Below are 18704 nucleotides of genomic sequence, written 5' to 3'. Positions count from 1 at the left end.
TTTGCCTGTGGCAGAGCGCTCTCTATGAGCCACATAAAAAAACAGCGGCTTGTGGCCACTGTTTTATGTATTTCTCTGTCACTGTTGGATTTAGTGCAAGTTACTTGGCTTCTTCATCCGGGAATCTAGCAATAAAACCTTCTGCGTCTTCCACCATGGATTTGGTACCGACAAAGAAAGGTGCGCGCTGATGCAGTTTCTCTGGCACGATATCCAGAATGCGGTTCACCCCATCCGTCGCCTTACCACCGGCTTGCTCTGCCAGGAAGGCCATAGGGTTGCATTCGTACAGTAAACGCAGTTTCCCTTGAGGGTGGCTAGCCGTGCTTGGGTAAATATAAATCCCGCCTTTCAACAGGTTACGGTGGAAATCGGCAACCAGTGAACCAATGTAGCGCGAGGTATACGGGCGCTTGGTGGCTTCATCTTGCTCCTGGCAGTACTTGATGTATTTCTTCACACCCAATGGGAATTTAATGTAGTTCCCTTCGTTGATGGAATACATGCAACCGGTTGCGGGATAACGCACTTTTTCGCCGGATAAACAGAAAACACCCAGCGATGGATCATAAGTGAAAGTATGAACACCATAACCGGTGGTATACACCAACATAGTTGATGAGCCGTATACCACATAACCAGCTGCAACTTGCTTTGTGCCCGGTTGCAGGAAGTCAGCTTCGGTAATCGGAGTACCAAAGGGGGTAATGCGGCGGTAGATGGAGAAAATAGTACCGACGGACACATTCACATCTATATTTGAAGAGCCATCCAGTGGATCCATCAGAACGACATATTTGGCATTTTCTGCCCGGCCACCATCAAAGATAACAATATCATCTTCTTCTTCGGACGCGATACCGGCAACTTCGCCCCGCGCTTTTAGGGCCGCTTTCAATTTTTCATTGGCAAACAAGTCCAGTTTCATCTGGTCTTCGCCCTGAATATTGGAAACGCCGCTGGCACCTAAAATATCAACCAGACCTGCTTTGTTGATATCGCGATGGATAATCTTCGCGCCGAGTTTGATTGCTGAAAGTAATGCAGTTAATTCGCCGGTGGCGTGAGAGAAGTCTAGCTGTTTCTCAACTATGAATTCGCCTAACGTTTTCATGACTCAATCCCTGGATCTACGGTTAAATATCGATTTATTAACAAACAACTCACCTGATTGCAGCAGTGTAGCCCAAAGGTAAGAATGATTCATAGGCAATTCCATTTCTTCTCTCTGTTCTGAGCGGTAGAATGGTGACAAACTCGAAGCTTATTAATACGGAAAATTTATGCGCATTCACATATTAGGTATCTGCGGCACTTTTATGGGCGGCCTGGCAATGCTGGCCCGTTCATTAGGTCATGAAGTGACGGGAGCGGATGCTAACGTGTATCCACCAATGAGCACGTTGCTGGAGAATCAAGGGATCGATTTAATTCAGGGATACTCTCCCGCTCAATTGAGCCCTCCCCCGGATTTAGTGATCATTGGTAATGCCATGAGCCGCGGTAACCCTTGTGTTGAAGCTGTATTAGAGCAAGGTATCCCTTATGTTTCTGGCCCACAATGGCTACATGACCATGTATTGCCAGGGCGCTGGGTATTAGCGGTGGCGGGTACCCACGGTAAAACCACGACTGCGGGCATGGTGACCTGGATACTGGAAGCCTGCGGTTATGAACCCGGCTTTGTCATTGGCGGAGTACCGGGTAATTTTGATGTCTCAGCACGTTTAGGTAATAGCCCATTCTTTGTTATTGAGGCTGATGAATATGATTGCGCCTTCTTTGATAAGCGCTCCAAGTTCGTTCACTACAGCCCAAGAACGCTGGTTATGAATAACCTTGAGTTCGATCATGCCGATATTTTTGACGATCTGAAAGCTATCCAGAAGCAATTCCATCATCTGGTACGTTTAGTACCAGGGACAGGCAAAATCATCGTGCCAGATAATGATAATCACCTGAAGCAAGTGATGGCGATGGGGTGCTGGAGTGAGCAAGAGTTGGTTGGCGAAACTGGCAGTTGGTTCGCACGCAAAGTATCAACCGATGCCAGCGTTTATGAAGTATTTCTTGATAATAAATTAGTGGGTGAGGTCAGTTGGTCGCTGGTGGGTGAACACAATATGCATAACGGTTTGATGGCGATTGCCGCTGCCCGTCATGTCGGGGTTTCCCCCGCCGATGCTTGCAAGGCACTGGGTAATTTCATTAATGCCCGCCGCCGTTTGGAGCTACGTGGTGAAGCAAATGGTGTCACTGTTTATGATGATTTTGCTCATCATCCTACCGCTATTCTTGCCACCCTGGCGGCACTGCGCAGTAAAGTGGGTGGGACGGCTCGTATTCTGGCCGTTTTGGAGCCACGCTCTAACACGATGAAATTAGGGTTATGTAAAAATGAGTTGGCACCTTCATTAGGGCGTGCGGATGAAGTGTTTCTGTTCCAGCCGCAGCATATCCCTTGGCAGGTAGTGGAAGTGGCTGAAGCATGTATTCAGCCTGCGTATTGGAGTGCTGATATTGATACGTTAGTCGATATGATCGTGAAAACAGCACAACCAGGTGATCACATTTTGGTGATGAGTAACGGTGGTTTTGGTGGGATTCATAACAAACTGCTGAGCGCTTTGGATAAAAAAGCGGAACAAGAAACGTTATCGCAGGATTAAACCGGATAAAAAAAGCCCCCGCGATAGCGGGGGTAAAGGGTTCGTCGGATAGACGAGGGATTATTCGGGGGCTGACTTCAGCCAACATTTTGTTGTAATCAATACTCTATTCAATAAGCTAAAAATTAGTATTTATCTTTATTTTCAGTCTATTAAGTAAATTATCAAGATACGAAAGTATGCCCCTCTATGCGGGGCATTTACTTTCATTCCTGGCGTTTAATCTTATTTGTAAATTTTGGCAGTGGCATGCCAGCCATTGTCTTCACGCACACCAATGATTTTGTATGCAGTAGCGCCTTCACTGTCAGCTTTATTCGCAATGGCCTGTTCAATATCAGAAGGAGCACCGGTAATACCGCTCACACTGATTGCGCCTAAATCAGTCATTTTGCTTGCTTGTGCGGCATTGACTGATTCAGCAGCAGATGCACCGAAAGCAACCACAGAAAGTAAACTCAGAGCTGTAAGGGTAGTTTTGATTTTCATGATTTTTCCTCAATCAGATTCAATAACCTAAAAGTGCTTTGAATGATTTTTTGTACTTTTAGTTTATTGTTTTTACTGGTTATTTAACTTTTATTTCAATTTTGGCTTCACGCCATGTTTGATGTATCTATCGCGAATTACTGGTAAATCTTGGCAGTGGCATGCCAGTTATTCTCTTCTCGAACTTCGATCACTTTGTAAGCTTTAGCGCCCATAGCATCAGCTTTATCCGATAGCGCCTGACGAATATCAGAGGGTGCACCGTTAAGGCCACTGACGGTGATGGTGCCCATAGGTTGTAATTTTGCCGCCTGATTTTCATTAATGGAATCCGCTGCAAAAACACCAAATGACAGTGCAGACAGGATGCTAATGGTTGCGATGGTAGCTTTAATATTCATGTTGTTGCCTCTATTTGTTCTTTATCACTTCTTATGAAGTGTGATTTGCGTCACGAAAATGAGTATACATCTAGTAACTGAGAATATTAATAGCAAGCTAATAATATTTAAGGTCACTTTATCGTTAGTGACTACTTTTTAAGAACTAAAAGGAATAAAAAGTGACTAAAAAACAACATGTTTGATTAAAAATATAATGTTTTCAATTAAATAAGCGTTTTTGACTAAAAGTGCGTTACTGCGTGGCGGTTTTGACTGCAATAGAGAGAACGGTAGGATGATTTTGCGGTTTAGGCGGGAATTAGTAGCTGTATGCCCTGGCTAAAGGCTAAGGAGGTGTGATGAATGGAATAACAATAACAAAGATACAGTGCGGCGCAAAAGGCCGCATCTATATATACCAAACATAAAGGTGTGGAATTAAAGCTCTTGATCGAATAACCCGAGGATAGCTTCATGCAGTTGTTTAACAGTAAAACCTCTGGCAGGCGTTGTGAAAATGGTATCGTCACCGGCAATACTACCTAAGATACCTTCAGCTTTACCTAATGAATCCAGCAGGCGGGCGATCAACTGGGCTGCTCCTGGGCTGGTATTAATCACAACGACCGAATCATTATAATCGACATCCAAAACCAGATTTTTTAGTGGGCTACTGGTTGTTGGTACCCCCAATTCTGCTGGTAAGCAGTAAACCATCTCCATTTTGGCGTTACGCGTTCTAACCGCGCCGAATTTAGTCAGCATACGCGAAACTTTGGATTGGTTAATATTTTCAAAGCCTTCTTCCTGCAAGGCCAAAACGATCTCACCTTGAGAACTGAATTTCTCTTCTTTCAATAACGCCTTAAACGCCTTGATAAGATCTTCTTGTTTTGCTGGATTACGCATTTTCTATGCCTTGAACAGTCAATAATGAATAGGATTATTATGCATATAAATGAATTTTTATTCAACATGACTATGGAGTATTGGCGATAAAAGCGCTGATATCAAGGTGTGGTGAAATTTTAACATCATCTTACTGTTACGATTATGCTAAATCAGTTTTTATTAACATTCGGCTTGAGTAACCAAAATGTTATTAAAATGATGTTGTTCTGATGTAACAGAAGGGTGTAATGTAACCGCCGATTAACCTGTCATGAATACTTCGGTAAATTTTAGAATAATGTGCGCTATATCATTAATGAATAAGCGATTTACTCTAAAATACATAAGTCTTATGCGCCTTTTTGATGCGTGATATCTCAATCTGACTGTTAATAGATTGTGTTTAAAATCACAATAAATTAAGGTGCCTAAATAGATGAATTCACGGCAAATTTAAATTAAATATAAAAAGGAGTATAGGATGAAAGTTGCAGTTCTCGGTGCCGCTGGTGGTATCGGCCAGGCCCTCGCTCTTCTACTCAAGACCCAGCTTCCTTCCGGTTCAGACCTCTCATTATATGATATCGCGCCAGTGACTCCTGGTGTTGCGGTTGATCTGAGCCATATCCCGACTGCTGTTAATATTAAAGGCTTTAGCGGCGAAGATGCTACCCCAGCCCTTCAAGGGGCCGATATTGTTCTGATTTCTGCTGGTGTTGCACGGAAACCAGGCATGGATCGTTCAGATCTGTTCAATGTTAATGCCGGTATCGTCCGTAATCTGGTTGAGCAAATCGCGCGTACTTGCCCGAAAGCATTAATCGGTATCATTACCAACCCAGTTAACACGACTGTTGCAATCGCCGCAGAAGTGCTGAAAAAAGCCGGTGTTTACGACAAGAACAAATTATTTGGCATTACAACACTGGATACCATCCGCTCTAATACCTTTGTTGCTGAACTTAAAGGTAAGCAACCTCAGGATATCGAAGTGCCGGTTATCGGTGGGCACTCTGGTGTTACTATTTTGCCATTGTTGTCACAAATTCCAGGCATTAGCTTTACCGAGCAAGAAGTGGCTGATCTGACTAAACGTATCCAGAATGCGGGTACTGAAGTTGTTGAAGCAAAAGCCGGTGGCGGGTCAGCGACCCTGTCTATGGGGCAAGCTGCGGCACGTTTTGGTCTTTCTCTGGTCCGTGCTCTGCAAGGCGAAAGCAATGTTGTTGAATGTTCTTACGTTGAAGGTGACGGTAAATATGCCCGTTTCTTTGCTCAGCCAATCCTGTTAGGTAAAAACGGTGTTGCTGAACGTAAAGACATTGGCAAACTGAGTGCTTTTGAACAACAAGCGCTAGAAAGCATGCTTGATGTGTTGCACAAAGATATCGAGCTGGGCGAGCAGTTCGTCAATAATAAGTAGTAGCAGGGGCTTAAAGCTGCCCCTGAGATAATATTATCAACCGCCGAAGCAATGTTCGGCGATTTGATGAAATGGTCACCTCCACCCTGTGAGCGATAAGCTGGCAGGGTTTTTTTATGCCCGAACAATAGCTGGGCGTATCCTCACTTTTCGGTCAATAAGTACCCCTGTCTTTGGATCAAAATAACGTGTCGGCCAGATTTCGGAAGGATGAATGTCCAAACATTCGGCAATCAACCATTCCCCCTTTGGCCAGGGACGAGTTAACGCATTGGCAAGTGTAGATGAACTTAACCCTGCTTTACGGGAGAGAGCGGCTAACGTTGTGCCTTTTTTACGTAGGGCGGCAATGATGTCTGCTGGGTGCCAATCAGATTTCTTTAAAATCATCTTTAATCCTTTTTTTTCTAAGCAGATGGCGCGTTAGTGATATAAATAACGGTACATTGTTAATCGTACTGTGAACAGAAAGTGACCATTTAGAAAGATCATACCATTTATTTTCTAAAAGATTTTAAATGTTTTCTAAATATTCCTTTTTTGAGCCACAACGCATATTAGGAAGCAACACCATGAAAAAAGAGTGGTTTGCCGCTAAGGAATTGGCAGGTCTTGAAGGATTACCATCGTCACCACAAGGTATTAACCTTATGGCGAAACGTGAGGGATGGGAACAGCGCCGCCGTCGTGGCGTTCAAGGGAAAGCAGTGGAATACCATGTTGAGAGTTTGCCCTCCACTATAATGAATTCATTACATCTACGGGAGGAGCCAGCACAGTATACGCCAGTGCGACAAGACCCATTGGCCCTATGGGTAGAGGCTTACTATCGTTTTACTGAGGCTGAAAGGGAGCAAGTTATTACGTTTATTTTTCGGGAAGGAGCTAAAAGCCTGATCGAACGGCTAACAACAGATTAGCCCACCAGGTGCTCACTTCGCGTTAGGGACTTGCTACAGCGGCTCATTGATAGAGTATAGATATGAAAAAACAATGGATTACCGCAGTTGAGCTGATTGGCATCGGTGGGTTGCCTAAAAGTCCAGCAGGGGTTAATGGCCGAGCCAGAAAGGAAGGTTGGGAACGCCGGCGTAAACTGGGGGTGCAGGGAAAGGCGGTGGAATATGCCATCGAGGGGCTGCCACCTGATGTGCTGAATGTTTTACGCTTGAAAGAAAATCCTGCTGAGTATGTTGTGCCGCGCAATGACCCATTGGCCATATGGATTGAAGCCTACCATCAGCTCACTGATGTTGAGCGCTCGCAAGCTATTGCATTTTTGCTGCGGGAAGGGGTAGGAACACTGATGAAGCGTTTATCTTAAAAGCAGAAAAGAGAAACCCGAGCGGTAAGACGCGAGTTTCTCAATAGTTTCTTTATAAGGGTTTAAAAGTTGCGTTGTACGGCAATATGCGCTAAACCTTCGAGCGCCAGACGGTATTCACTTTCAGGCAGGATCTGTAACGCAGCAATGGCTTTATCTGCTTCTTCCTCTGCACGCCGGCGGGTATAGTCAAGTGAGCCACACTGCTGCATTGCTGCCAATACTGGCTCGAGCAAATGGCGGCCATTGCCTTGTTCAATTGCTTGCCGAATCATGGCGGCTTGCTCTACTGTGCCATTATGCATGGCATGCAGAAGGGGCAATGTAGGCTTGCCTTCATTGAGGTCATCACCGGTATTTTTGCCCAAAGTGGTGCCATCAGAGCTGTAATCAAGCAGATCATCAATTAGCTGGAATGCAGTACCCAGATAACGACCATAGTTCTGTAATGCCAACTCCTGCGTTTCTGTGGCATCAGCCAACACGGCAGCAGACTGTGACGCCGCTTCGAACAAACGGGCCGTTTTGCTATAGATAACCTGCATATAGTTTTCTTCAGTGATGTCAGGATTATTACAGTTCATTAACTGTAAGACTTCACCTTCAGCAATAACGTTTGTGGCTTCAGACATTAAAGTAAGAACGCGCAGAGACTCCAGGCCGGTCATCATCTGGAATGAGCGTGTATAGATATAGTCGCCCACCAATACACTGGCGGCGTTACCAAATGCAGCGTTAGCTGTCGCCTTACCACGGCGCATATCAGATTCATCGACCACATCATCATGCAGCAAGGTTGCTGTATGGATAAATTCAATCAATGCCGCGACGGTGATATGCTTATCACCTTCATAGTGCAATGCACGGGCCACCAAAACGGCAATCATTGGGCGAATTCGTTTCCCGCCACCACTGATAATGTAATGGCCCAATTGATTGATGAGAACGACATCAGAGTTCAACTGGTTGAGAATTGTTGTGTTTACATTCGCCATATCCGGCGCGGTTAACTCGATAATCTTTTCTAGGTTCATTGTTATATTCAGCTGTTTTTCTCTTTAACTACGATGAGATTACCGCCCACATTATTACATGACGCTCCCTGAGACTATGATTGTACTTGAAAAAACCATCAAATAAACATGATGTAAGAAACTGTGCTTTTTTTCTTCTCTTGGGCTGATTATATACTTGTCATTCACTGCATTTTTGCGTAGAATTCGCGCCCTATTGTGAATATTTATAGTGCGCTCTGGACTACAAAAGTGGAGTGCACGGAAAGCGGAGTTTTATATGTACGCGGTTTTCCAAAGTGGTGGTAAACAACACCGAGTAAGCGAAGGTCAAACCATTCGCCTGGAAAAGCTGGACATCGCAACTGGTGAAACTGTTGAGTTTGACCAAGTTCTGATGATTGCTAACGGTGAAGAAATCAATATCGGCGCTCCTTTAGTCGATGGTGGCAAGATCAAGGCTGAAGTAATTGCTCACGGTCGCGGCGAGAAGATTAAGATTGTTAAATTCCGTCGTCGTAAGCATTACCGTAAGCAACAAGGTCATCGTCAGTGGTTCACTGATGTTAAAATCACCGGCATCAGCGCTTAAGATTTAGGAGAGCGGATAAATGGCACATAAAAAGGCTGGTGGCTCGACCCGTAACGGTCGTGACTCCGAAAGTAAACGTCTTGGCGTAAAACGTTTTGGCGGCGAAGCAGTTCTGGCAGGCAGCATCATCGTTCGTCAACGTGGGACTAAGTTCCATCCTGGCATCAACGTAGGTTGCGGCAAAGACCATACTCTGTTTGCTTTGACTGACGGTAAAGTCAAGTTCGAAGTTAAAGGCCCGAAAAACCGTAAATTTATCAGCATCGAAGCTGAATAAGTTTTTCGCGTCCTGTAAATAGATGTAAGCCCTGCAATTTCGTTGCGGGGCTTTTTACATTTCTGGGTTAACCCCTCCGGTAAAAAATGGATACGAAGCAGCAGGCTGGTTTAGGTATTTTTTTGGCACTAACCACTGCCGTATTCTGGGGTGCCTTGCCGATTGCAATGAAGCAAGTGCTTGTGGTCATGGAGCCTTTTACCATTGTTTGGTATCGCTTCATGATGGCGGCTATCGGCTTGGGGATTATTCTGGCTTCACGCCGTCAGTTGCCCTCTCTTAAACTTTTTCGCCAACGTCGCTGGCTGGTATTACTGATAGTTGCGACGTGTGGCTTGCTGGGGAATTTCATCTTCTTCAGTTCATCATTACAATATCTAAGTCCGACGGCATCTCAGGTTATTGGGCAACTGTCACCGGTAGGTATGATGGTTGCCAGTGTGCTGATTTTAAAAGAGCGGATGCGCATCACCCAAGTTATTGGTGCGGGGATGCTGATATGCGGGTTACTGTTATTTTTTAATACCAGCCTGTATGAAATCTTTACCCGTTTGACTGATTATACGCTTGGCGTGGCATTGGGTGTCTGTGCAGCGGTTGTTTGGGTCAGCTATGGTGTTGCCCAGAAGGTGCTATTAAGGCGTATGGCATCGCAACAAATCCTATTATTGTTGTACACTTTATGTGCAATTGCATTATTCCCAATGGCGAAGCCCGCCGTTATTTTTCAGCTAAATGGGTGGCAGTTTGCCTGTTTACTGTTTTGTGGGGTTAATACCCTGGTAGGTTACGGTGCTTTAGCTGAAGCTATGGCGCGCTGGCAGGCAGCGCAGGTAAGCGCACTCGTCACATTGACGCCGCTGTTTACCTTGTTTTTTTCAATTCTATTGGCGCTGGCTTGGCCAGAAATGTTTGCCGCACCGTCCCTCAACCTTGTGGGATACGCAGGCGCATTCGTGGTAGTGGCAGGCGCAATGTTTTCCGCAATTGGGCATCGTTGGTGGCCACGTCGGACAGAAATAAACCTGGTTGCTCCGCAAAAGCAGCAGCCCGGTGAATGATTTACGGAGAAAGTAAATGAAGTTTGTTGATGAAGCTACGATTCTGGTTGTAGCGGGTGACGGTGGTAACGGCTGCGTCAGCTTCCGCCGCGAAAAATATATCCCTAATGGTGGTCCTGACGGTGGTGATGGTGGTGATGGCGGCGATATTTTCCTGCTGGCCGATGAAAACCTTAACACGCTGATTGATTACCGTTTTGTGAAGTCTTTCCGTGCTGAACGTGGGCAGAACGGCCAGAGCCGTGATTGTACCGGCAAACGTGGTAAAGATATCACCATTAAAGTCCCGGTGGGTACCCGTGTACTGGATCAGGGAACCGGTGAAATTGTGGGTGATATGACCCGCCATGGCCAGATTCTGATGGTCGCGAAAGGGGGGTTCCACGGGTTAGGTAACACCCGATTCAAATCATCGGTTAACCGTGCGCCACGCCAGAAAACCATGGGTACTGAAGGCGAAACCCGTGAATTGATGCTTGAGCTGCTGCTGCTGGCTGATGTAGGGATGTTAGGTTTGCCAAACGCCGGTAAATCAACCTTTATCCGTGCAGTTTCTGCGGCTAAACCCAAAGTGGCTGATTATCCATTTACGACATTGATCCCAAGTCTGGGTGTTGTACGAATGGATCACGAGCAGAGCTTTGTGGTTGCCGATATTCCTGGTTTGATCGAAGGTGCATCAGACGGTGCCGGTCTGGGTATTCGTTTCCTAAAGCATCTGGAACGTTGCCGTGTACTGCTGCACTTGGTTGATCTGGCTCCGACCGATGAATCTGATCCGATTGAGAATGCCAAAGTCATCGTTAATGAGTTGCAGCAATACAGCGAAAATCTTTCCCAGAAGCCACGCTGGCTTGTTTTCAATAAGATTGACCTGATAGGTACTGAAGAAGCTGAAGTTCGCGCTAAAGCCATTGTAGAAGCGCTGGGATGGGACGATAAGTACTACATGATTTCTGCCGCGAATCGCGAGAATGTGAATGCGCTGTGCTGGGATGTCATGAAATTCCTTAACAGCCAACCTAAAGCCATGGCTATTGCAGAAAGTGCGCCAGAAAAAGTTGAATTCATGTGGGATGATTATCACCGTGAACAACTGGCTGAAGTGGAAGCTGAAGCAGCGGCAGAAGAAGATGACGACGATTGGGATGAAGAGGATGATGACGGCGTAGAGTTTATCTACGAACGTTAAGTCACCCGGTGGTGATGAGTGTAAAGTTGTTATGAGTATAAATTAGGGCTGCCACTTCACCAGTGGTGGCCCTTTTATTTGAACAGCCACGCCTTATGACCACACTAGCTGAATTGAGGTAACACCGTGCTATGAGTGACCGCAGGTATCCAGCATTGTGCCTTTAATCCTGAACGCTCTGTGCGGTTCTCCAGTGTTAGCCTGCCTTGGTGCAGTTGAACAATACGGATCACGATATTTAGCCCTAAACCACTGCCTCCATAGCGTTGATCCATACGACGAAACGCCTGAGTAAGTTCGCCTGCCTGTTCTGGTTTTATACCCGGCCCTTCATCTATCACTTGCAGAATAGTACCCGAGTCTTCAGTAACGAGTTTGACTGAAATCTGGCTACCAATCGGGCTATAACGATGGGCATTTTCAACCAGATTTCGCAACATTAAGCGCAGCAAAGTGGCGTCACCTTCTGTCTTGGCATAAGGAGGGAATTCCCACTGAATAGTTTGCTGGCGAAGAGTACACATTTCCTGCAACTCATCTTGTAGTGGCTGTACTACGTTCTCAACCCAATCAAGAGTTTGATAAAGGCCACTGGCAAAATTTTGGCCAGCCCTGGATAGCGCCAGTAGCTGTTCAATGGTATGCATCAATAAGTCGATGCGGTTAATCAATAATTTACTCTCAGTGATTCCTTGTTGTTCCATCAACTCAAGGTGCAGGCGAATTCCAGCAAGAGGGGTGCGCAACTCATGCGCGGCATCGGCGGTGAACAAACGTTCTTGCGCAAGAGTATTGGATAGCCGGGATAACAACTGATTAAGTGTCGACGTTACAGAGACGATTTCTTGCATATCGCTCTTAACAATCACTGGGGTGAGATTATCGGCTGAGCGTTCAGCCAGCTTCTTTTGCAATTGATCCAACGGGCGAATAATCCAACTGATCGCCCAGAAAGAAAGCAAAAGAGTAATGGCCATCATGATGAGCGACGGGGCAAGCAGTGATGCAATAGCTTCCGCTATTTCAGTATCAACCCGTTCATTACGTGCTTGCGCGCTAAGGGTTTCATCAACCAGGAAGCTTATTTGCTCCTGACTTTCATGCCATAACCAAAATGCGCTAATTAACTGGGTAACCAATAAAATTAACGCCAGCATTAAGATCAGACGGCGACGCATACTGATCATGATTGCGCTTCCAGTCGATAGCCAATACCCCTGACAGTGCGGATACGATCCTTGCCTAATTTACGACGCAGGTTATGGATATGCACTTCTAACGTATTGGAGCCGAGATCATCATTCCAGGTATACAGATCCTGCTGTAATAACTCACGATTAACCGTTTGACCGGCTCGCATAATTAAACGTGAGAGGATCGCAAACTCTTTAGGTGTGACTTCCAGCGGCTGATCCTGCAAACAGACTTGCTGGGTTGATAAGTTAAGGCTCAGATCATCTTGTTGTACCAGATTGTCACTTTGCCCCTGATAACGTCGGATCAATGCGCGGACGCGTGCCAGTAATTCGGCTAACGCGAAAGGTTTGATAAGGTAATCGTCAGCACCGGCATCCAGCCCGTCAACCCGGTCTTCCAGTGCATCACGGGCGGTGAGGATGAGCACCGGTAGGGTGACATGCTGGCGACGCCATTGACGCAGCAATACGGCTCCATCTTGATCCGGCAAGCCGAGATCGAGGATTACCATACTGTACTGACTGGTGTGTAATAAACTGTGCGCTTCGGCTGCGGTACCGGCACAGTCGCAGGCATAGCCTTGGTTGGTCAGGGCCATCGCTATTCCGCGTTGCAGTAGTTCATCATCTTCAACAATCAGTAGTTTCATAGTTTTTAATTGTTCTGATAGATATCTTTATACAGGCGACTTTCGAAGCGAACCAAAGGTGCCCGACGATTTTTTTGATCTTCTGGTGGCACGGCGTAACCCGACAAGAATTGGACAAATGCCATGCGCTGCCCGCTCGCAGTGGTGATAAATCCGGCCAGATTGTATACGCCTTGTAGTGCCCCGGTTTTAGCCGAAACCTTGCCATCAACACCAGCCTCATGCAGGCCACCGCGATAGCGTAATGTGCCATCATAACCCGATAACGGCAGCATTGAGATAAAGTTAAGCTCTTGATCATGCTGAGCTATATACTGCAAAGCCTGCATCATGGTTGCTGGTGAAATAAGGTTATGACGTGACAACCCTGAGCCATCCACGACAATACTGTTCCCCAGATCCACACCGGCTTTCTGGCGCAGAACCTGACGCACTGCATCGGCACCGGCGCGCCATGTACCCGGTACACCAAATCGCTGATGACCAATGGTCCTGAATACGGTATCGGCAATCATGTTGTCAGACTTTTTCAACATGATTTTCAGTAAGTCATGTAACGGTGCTGACTGTGCTTGTGCTAACACGCTTCCCGCAGGGCCTGGTGTAGTTTGGCGCCGCAAACTACCGTCAATCTGAATATCCGCTTTTTTCAGTTCATCTTTCAAGATGGCACCGGCATAGCTGGCCCCATTTTGTACGGCAAAGGCCAGCGGCAGAGGTTCGCTGCGTTGTGTCAGGCATCCGGTAAGCGTGAATCGGTTTAATTCACCCGGAACGACATCTAACTCGCAATATTGCGCATCCGGTGAACCTTTAGCTAAAGTACGTACTTCACTGAACATCTGCACCGGATAATAGGATGCAACTCGGATAAATGCCATGTCACCCGGATTAGGTGCGCTGTATAGTGAGACAGAAAAACAGTTGCGATCGACAATGGCCGCCGCAGGGGGGGCACTAAAACATTGTGTCATGTCGTTCCACGGCCAACCGGGTGCTTTATCATGGCTGGCGAAAACCGACGTATCAATGATCAGATCACCTGCAACTTGTTTCACACCCGCTTTTCGTAGTGTAGCCACCATATTACGCAGTTGCTGGCGTGTTAAGGTGGGGTCACCGTCAAAACGAGCAATTAAATTGCCGCGCAACACACCATCGGTGATCGGGCCGTGGCTTTCCAGTGTGGTACTGAAGCGAAAATCGGGCCCAAGTTGTAATAATGCGGCCAATGCCGTCAGGACTTTTTGCGTACTGGCGGGTAATGCCATCTGCTGGGCGTGATAGTCTATTGCCGGGGTAGTGGCCCCGATTTTTTGTACCACTAACGCAAGATTTGCCCCATCAGGCAGATACTGTGTGTAATTTTCGACCTGAGCCGCATTGGCGTTAGATATGCTGATATTGATCGCAATAGCGCAGGCCAATCCACTGACAATTCGTGAAAAATGCATAATTTCGGTATAACTGCTGAATAACGTGTTGCCATACTACGGTGCAACGAGGGCGAAAGTAAACGATGACCCTAAAGGAACTCTACGTTAAAATGCATATCAAAATGCAAAATTGATCCTGACTTGGGGTTTTGGCTCCGGGGTGATTTTTTTTGTTTATCGCCTGGAGGCGGGTAGGGTATCAAACTAGCCGTATTTTCATTCGAAAACGTTAGGATGACGGTTTTTTGAACAGGATAGATTTAGAGGTATTTAAAAGATGAAACAGATTCCGATGACGGTAAATGGCGCAGAGAAACTGCGTGAAGAGCTGGATTTTTTAAAAGGCGTTCGTCGCCCTAAAATTATTGCTGATATCGCCACTGCCCGCGAACACGGTGACTTGAAAGAAAATGCTGAATATCACGCAGCCCGCGAGCAACAAGGGTTCTGTGAAGGCCGGATTCAAGAAATAGAAGCAAAACTCTCTAATGCGCAGGTGATTGATATCACCAGAATGCCAAATAATGGCCGCGTTATTTTTGGTGCCACGGTTCGTGTCTTAAATGTGGATAGCGAAGAAGAGCAGCAATACCGGATTGTGGGTGATGATGAAGCGGATTTTAAACAAAATCTTATTTCGGTTAACTCACCTATCGCTCGTGGCCTGATTGGTAAGGAAGTCGATGACGTCGTTGTTATTCGAACTCCAGGCGGCGAAGTAGAATATGAAATTCTTAGCGTGGATTATGTGTAATACTTGCCCATCTGAGCAGCTATTACGCATTATTTCTCAAAAATGAAGTTGTAAAGAAAAGTAAAAGGCCGCTTGCGGCCTTTTATCAGAACAAAGTGCATGGCACCTTTTCTCTAAAACAAGCGTCATTACCGCGGTAAAATGATCTTGCGCTCTTTCGCCGGGCGATAGAGCACTAAAATATTACCGATGATTTGGACGTTAACGGCACCGGTCTCACGCACGATGGCATCAGCAATTAGGGCTTTGGTTTCACGCTCTTCAGCAGTGATCTTCACCTTAATAAGTTCATGATGTTCCAGCGTTTGTTCGATTTCAGCCAGCACCCCTTCGGTTAACCCGTTATTGCCCAGCATGACTACTGGCTTTAATGGATGGGCCAAGCTTTTCAGGTGCTGTTTTTGTTTGTTATTCAGATTCATCGTCTTTTTTGCTTAAGTTGGGATTGAAAACGGTTCATTCTACCGCCATCTCATGTGTATCACCAAATCGGTCTACGTCGATGGGGAGTTTACGCGAGCTAAGCAACAGATGCGCGGGCTCTTAATTAAGATAGTTGGAAAAAGAGATGTCTAATAAAAAGCGTTCGGCTAGCTCCAGTCGCTGGTTACAAGAACACTTTAGCGATAAATATGTAATTCAGGCGCAGAAAAAGGGGCTACGCTCCCGCGCCTGGTTTAAACTTGATGAAATACAACAGAACGATAAACTTTTTAAACCCGGTATGACAGTGGTCGATTTAGGCGCTGCACCCGGCGGTTGGTCCCAATATGTTGTAAGCCAAATAGGCGGTAAAGGGCGAATCATCGCATGTGATCTTCTACCAATGGATCCTATCGTTGGTGTCGATTTCCTTCAGGGCGATTTTCGTGATGAACTGGTCTTGAAAGCCTTACTTGAGCGTGTTGGGGATAAAAAAGTTCAGGTGGTCATGTCCGATATGGCCCCGAATATGTGTGGTACTCCGGCAGTCGATATACCTAAATCAATGTATCTGGTTGAATTAGCTTTGGATATGTGTCGTGATGTACTTGCACCAGGCGGAAGTTTCCTGGTGAAGGTGTTTCAGGGAGATGGCTTTGATGAATACCTACGGGAAATTCGCTCCCTGTTTACGAAAGTTAAGATTCGTAAGCCAGACGCTTCTCGTGCGCGATCGCGTGAAGTGTACATTGTAGCGACAGGGCGGAAACTGTAGTACCCTAACGCTGTTTGTTAACACAGTTGTAATATGAGGTTAATCCCTTGAGTGACATGGCGAAAAACCTAATTCTCTGGTTAGTTATTGCAGTCGTACTGATGTCTGTATTCCAGAGCTTTGGACCCAGCGAATCGAATGGCCGTAAAGTGGATTACTCTACTTTCATGTCCGACGTAACCCAAGAACAGGTTCGTGAAGCGCGTATTAATGGGCGTGAAATTAACGTCAGTAAGAAAGATAACAGCAAATATACGACTTACATTCCGGTCAATGATCCAAAGCTGTTAGATACCTTATTGACTAAAAATGTGAAAGTTGTTGGTGAGCCACCGGAAGAGCCGAGCTTGCTGGCCTCTATCTTTATTTCCTGGTTCCCAATGCTGTTGTTGATTGGGGTCTGGATCTTCTTTATGCGTCAAATGCAAGGTGGCGGCGGCAAAGGGGCAATGTCCTTTGGCAAGAGCAAAGCCCGCATGCTGACAGAAGATCAAATAAAAACCTCTTTTGCTGATGTGGCCGGTTGCGACGAAGCAAAAGAAGAAGTCAGTGAGTTAGTTGACTACCTGCGTGAGCCAAGCCGCTTCCAGAAACTGGGCGGTAAGATTCCGAAAGGCGTGTTGATGGTCGGTCCTCCAGGGACAGGTAAAACCTTGCTGGCGAAAGCCATTGCAGGTGAAGCTAAAGTGCCATTCTTCACTATTTCTGGTTCTGACTTCGTGGAAATGTTCGTTGGTGTGGGTGCATCCCGTGTCCGTGACATGTTTGAGCAGGCTAAGAAAGCCGCACCTTGTATCATCTTTATCGATGAAATCGATGCGGTAGGCCGTCAGCGTGGCGCTGGTTTGGGTGGTGGTCATGATGAACGTGAACAGACACTGAACCAGATGCTGGTTGAAATGGATGGCTTTGAAGGCAATGAAGGCATCATCGTCATCGCGGCAACTAACCGTCCAGACGTTCTTGACCCAGCGTTACTGCGTCCAGGTCGTTTTGACCGTCAGGTTGTGGTTGGTTTACCTGATGTCCGTGGTCGTGAACAGATTCTGAAAGTTCATATGCGCCGCGTACCATTAGATACCGATATCGATGCTTCAGTTATCGCACGCGGTACACCAGGTTTCTCTGGTGCTGACTTGGCTAACCTGGTCAACGAAGCCGCACTGTTTGCTGCTCGTGGTAACAAGCGTGTCGTTTCGATGGCTGAGTTTGAGAAAGCGAAAGATAAAATTATGATGGGTGCGGAACGTCGCTCCATGGTAATGACTGAAGCGCAGAAAGAGTCTACGGCTTATCATGAAGCAGGCCACGCGATCATCGGTCGTCTGGTTCCTGAGCATGACCCAGTACATAAAGTGACCATTATTCCACGTGGTCGTGCGTTGGGTGTGACATTCTTCCTGCCGGAAGGTGATTCTATCAGTGCCAGCCGTCAGAAACTGGAAAGCCAGATCTCTACCTTATACGGTGGTCGTCTTGCTGAAGAGATCATTTACGGGCCGGAAAAAGTCTCTACCGGTGCATCGAATGATATCAAAGTTGCTACGTCTATCGCGCGTAACATGGTGACACAGTGGGGCTTCTCCGAAAAACTGGGGCCGTTGCTGTATGCTGAAGAAGAAGGCGAAGTATTCCTTGGCCGTTCTGTGGCAAAAGCCAAGCATATGTCTGATGAAACTGCGCGTATTATCGATCAGGAAGTTAAGTTACTTGTCGAGCGCAACTATCAGCGTGCACGTACTTTGCTGATGGAAAACATGGATGTTCTGCATACCATGAAAGATGCGTTGATGAAGTATGAAACGATTGATGCACCGCAGATTGATGATTTGATGAATCGCAAAGAAGTTCGCCCGCCAGCAGGTTGGGATGATGCGACCAAGAATAAATCATCTGACAATGACAGCACACCAAAGGCACCAACGCCGGTAGATGAGCCAAACGTACCAACGCCTGGCAATTCAAATACCATGTCAGAACAGTTGGGCGATAAGTAAGTCAATTGTTGGCATCTAAAAGCGTTGTGATTAATATAAACCTCGGGCTTGCTCGGGGTTTTTCTTTTTCTGTCATATCCTGCTTACTTGGCGTTGCAGCGGTTCCCACTTGAATAACTGAACTTTGGTGTGTTCATCGGGCCTTGTTCGGTTTGCCTT

General features: G+C 46.3%; 21 protein-coding genes. 11 read left to right on the top strand and 10 right to left on the bottom strand.

Annotation, left to right across the window (positions count from 1 at the left end):
- Positions 1–100 precede the first annotated feature (100 nt).
- Positions 101–1114: a class 1 fructose-bisphosphatase gene (gene fbp, locus EL015_RS19105; protein ID WP_005186396.1), complete on the bottom strand. Its 1014-nt coding sequence runs from the start codon at positions 1112–1114 to the stop codon at positions 101–103.
- Between the two features lie 169 nt (positions 1115–1283).
- Between fbp and mpl the strand changes: the two genes are divergently transcribed.
- Positions 1284–2669 (top strand): UDP-N-acetylmuramate:L-alanyl-gamma-D-glutamyl-meso-diaminopimelate ligase, encoded by a 1386-nt coding sequence (gene mpl, locus EL015_RS19100; protein WP_005186398.1) that lies wholly within the window; start codon positions 1284–1286, stop codon positions 2667–2669.
- A gap of 225 nt (positions 2670–2894) precedes the next feature.
- On the opposite strand, the gene EL015_RS19095 is transcribed toward mpl, so the two are convergent.
- The 3 genes from EL015_RS19095 to argR all read right to left on the bottom strand — a co-directional run bounded on the left by EL015_RS19095 (position 2895) and on the right by argR (position 4450).
- Positions 2895–3158: a YdgH/BhsA/McbA-like domain containing protein gene (locus EL015_RS19095; protein ID WP_005186401.1), complete on the bottom strand. Its 264-nt coding sequence runs from the start codon at positions 3156–3158 to the stop codon at positions 2895–2897.
- A gap of 137 nt (positions 3159–3295) precedes the next feature.
- Positions 3296–3559, bottom strand: coding sequence for a peroxide/acid stress response protein YhcN (gene yhcN / locus EL015_RS19090; protein WP_005186404.1), 264 nt, complete (start codon positions 3557–3559; stop codon positions 3296–3298).
- Between the two features lie 420 nt (positions 3560–3979).
- Positions 3980–4450 carry a transcriptional regulator ArgR gene (gene argR, locus EL015_RS19085; RefSeq protein WP_004875431.1) on the bottom strand — a complete coding sequence of 157 codons (471 nt, stop codon included), beginning with the start codon at positions 4448–4450 and terminating at the stop codon, positions 3980–3982.
- 463 nt (positions 4451–4913) lie between these two features.
- On the opposite strand from argR, the gene mdh reads away from it, so the two are divergent.
- Positions 4914–5855 carry a malate dehydrogenase gene (gene mdh / locus EL015_RS19080; RefSeq protein WP_005186407.1) on the top strand — a complete coding sequence of 314 codons (942 nt, stop codon included), beginning with the start codon at positions 4914–4916 and terminating at the stop codon, positions 5853–5855.
- Positions 5856–5969: 114 nt separating this feature from the next.
- Here mdh and EL015_RS19075 read toward each other — a convergent pair whose 3' ends face one another.
- A complete protein-coding gene (locus tag EL015_RS19075) occupies positions 5970–6245 on the bottom strand; it encodes a helix-turn-helix domain-containing protein (protein WP_126286804.1) in 276 nt (91 codons plus the stop codon).
- Between the two features lie 182 nt (positions 6246–6427).
- Between EL015_RS19075 and EL015_RS19070 the strand changes: the two genes are divergently transcribed.
- The gene (locus tag EL015_RS19070; RefSeq protein ID WP_005186412.1) at positions 6428–6775 is read left to right on the top strand and encodes a DNA-binding protein; all 348 of its coding nucleotides are present in this window, start codon (positions 6428–6430) and stop codon (positions 6773–6775) included.
- A 62-nt stretch (positions 6776–6837) separates the two neighbouring features.
- Positions 6838–7179: a DNA-binding protein gene (locus tag EL015_RS19065; RefSeq protein ID WP_005186415.1), complete on the top strand. Its 342-nt coding sequence runs from the start codon at positions 6838–6840 to the stop codon at positions 7177–7179.
- 62 nt (positions 7180–7241) lie between these two features.
- Here EL015_RS19065 and ispB read toward each other — a convergent pair whose 3' ends face one another.
- Positions 7242–8213: an octaprenyl diphosphate synthase gene (ispB, locus tag EL015_RS19060; RefSeq protein WP_005186418.1), complete on the bottom strand. Its 972-nt coding sequence runs from the start codon at positions 8211–8213 to the stop codon at positions 7242–7244.
- Positions 8214–8472: 259 nt separating this feature from the next.
- On the opposite strand from ispB, the gene rplU reads away from it, so the two are divergent.
- The 4 genes from rplU (at position 8473) to cgtA (ending at position 11314) form a co-directional block, all read left to right on the top strand.
- A complete protein-coding gene (gene rplU, locus EL015_RS19055; protein ID WP_005186422.1) occupies positions 8473–8784 on the top strand; it encodes a 50S ribosomal protein L21 in 312 nt (103 codons plus the stop codon).
- 19 nt (positions 8785–8803) lie between these two features.
- Positions 8804–9061: a 50S ribosomal protein L27 gene (gene rpmA, locus EL015_RS19050; RefSeq protein ID WP_005186423.1), complete on the top strand. Its 258-nt coding sequence runs from the start codon at positions 8804–8806 to the stop codon at positions 9059–9061.
- 86 nt (positions 9062–9147) lie between these two features.
- Entirely contained in the window at positions 9148–10122 is a 975-nt protein-coding gene (locus tag EL015_RS19045) for a DMT family transporter (protein ID WP_005186426.1), read from the top strand.
- Positions 10123–10138: 16 nt separating this feature from the next.
- Positions 10139–11314 (top strand): Obg family GTPase CgtA, encoded by a 1176-nt coding sequence (gene cgtA / locus EL015_RS19040; RefSeq protein ID WP_005186430.1) that lies wholly within the window; start codon positions 10139–10141, stop codon positions 11312–11314.
- A gap of 104 nt (positions 11315–11418) precedes the next feature.
- On the opposite strand, the gene pmrB is transcribed toward cgtA, so the two are convergent.
- From pmrB to dacB, 3 genes are read right to left on the bottom strand one after another with little or no spacing between them, the layout of a single operon-like run.
- Positions 11419–12501 carry a two-component system sensor histidine kinase PmrB gene (gene pmrB / locus EL015_RS19035; protein ID WP_032906637.1) on the bottom strand — a complete coding sequence of 361 codons (1083 nt, stop codon included), beginning with the start codon at positions 12499–12501 and terminating at the stop codon, positions 11419–11421.
- Positions 12498–13160, bottom strand: coding sequence for a two-component system response regulator PmrA (gene pmrA, locus EL015_RS19030; protein WP_005186436.1), 663 nt, complete (start codon positions 13158–13160; stop codon positions 12498–12500). The genes pmrB and pmrA overlap by 4 nt, the downstream gene beginning before the upstream one ends.
- A gap of 5 nt (positions 13161–13165) precedes the next feature.
- Positions 13166–14614: a serine-type D-Ala-D-Ala carboxypeptidase gene (dacB, locus tag EL015_RS19025; RefSeq protein WP_005186439.1), complete on the bottom strand. Its 1449-nt coding sequence runs from the start codon at positions 14612–14614 to the stop codon at positions 13166–13168.
- Positions 14615–14873: 259 nt separating this feature from the next.
- Here dacB and greA point away from each other — a divergent pair, with 259 nt between their 5' ends.
- Positions 14874–15350: a transcription elongation factor GreA gene (gene greA, locus EL015_RS19020; RefSeq protein ID WP_005186441.1), complete on the top strand. Its 477-nt coding sequence runs from the start codon at positions 14874–14876 to the stop codon at positions 15348–15350.
- A 128-nt stretch (positions 15351–15478) separates the two neighbouring features.
- Here the strand turns inward: greA and yhbY are convergent, their stop codons facing one another.
- Positions 15479–15772: a ribosome assembly RNA-binding protein YhbY gene (gene yhbY, locus EL015_RS19015; protein ID WP_004389225.1), complete on the bottom strand. Its 294-nt coding sequence runs from the start codon at positions 15770–15772 to the stop codon at positions 15479–15481.
- A gap of 146 nt (positions 15773–15918) precedes the next feature.
- Between yhbY and rlmE the strand changes: the two genes are divergently transcribed.
- On the top strand, positions 15919–16548 hold the full coding sequence (gene rlmE, locus EL015_RS19010) for a 23S rRNA (uridine(2552)-2'-O)-methyltransferase RlmE (protein WP_032906639.1): 630 nt from the start codon (positions 15919–15921) through the stop codon (positions 16546–16548).
- Positions 16549–16604: 56 nt separating this feature from the next.
- Positions 16605–18545, top strand: a complete 1941-nt coding sequence (gene ftsH / locus EL015_RS19005; protein WP_005186455.1) for an ATP-dependent zinc metalloprotease FtsH — start codon at positions 16605–16607, stop codon at positions 18543–18545.
- The last annotated feature ends 159 nt before the right edge of the window (positions 18546–18704 follow it).

Origin of the sequence: Yersinia intermedia (assembly GCF_900635455.1) — a bacterium.
GTDB classification, from domain to species: domain Bacteria; phylum Pseudomonadota; class Gammaproteobacteria; order Enterobacterales; family Enterobacteriaceae; genus Yersinia; species Yersinia intermedia.
Note: the sequence above shows the minus strand (reverse complement) of the source record. Positions and strands in the feature narration are given on the sequence as shown.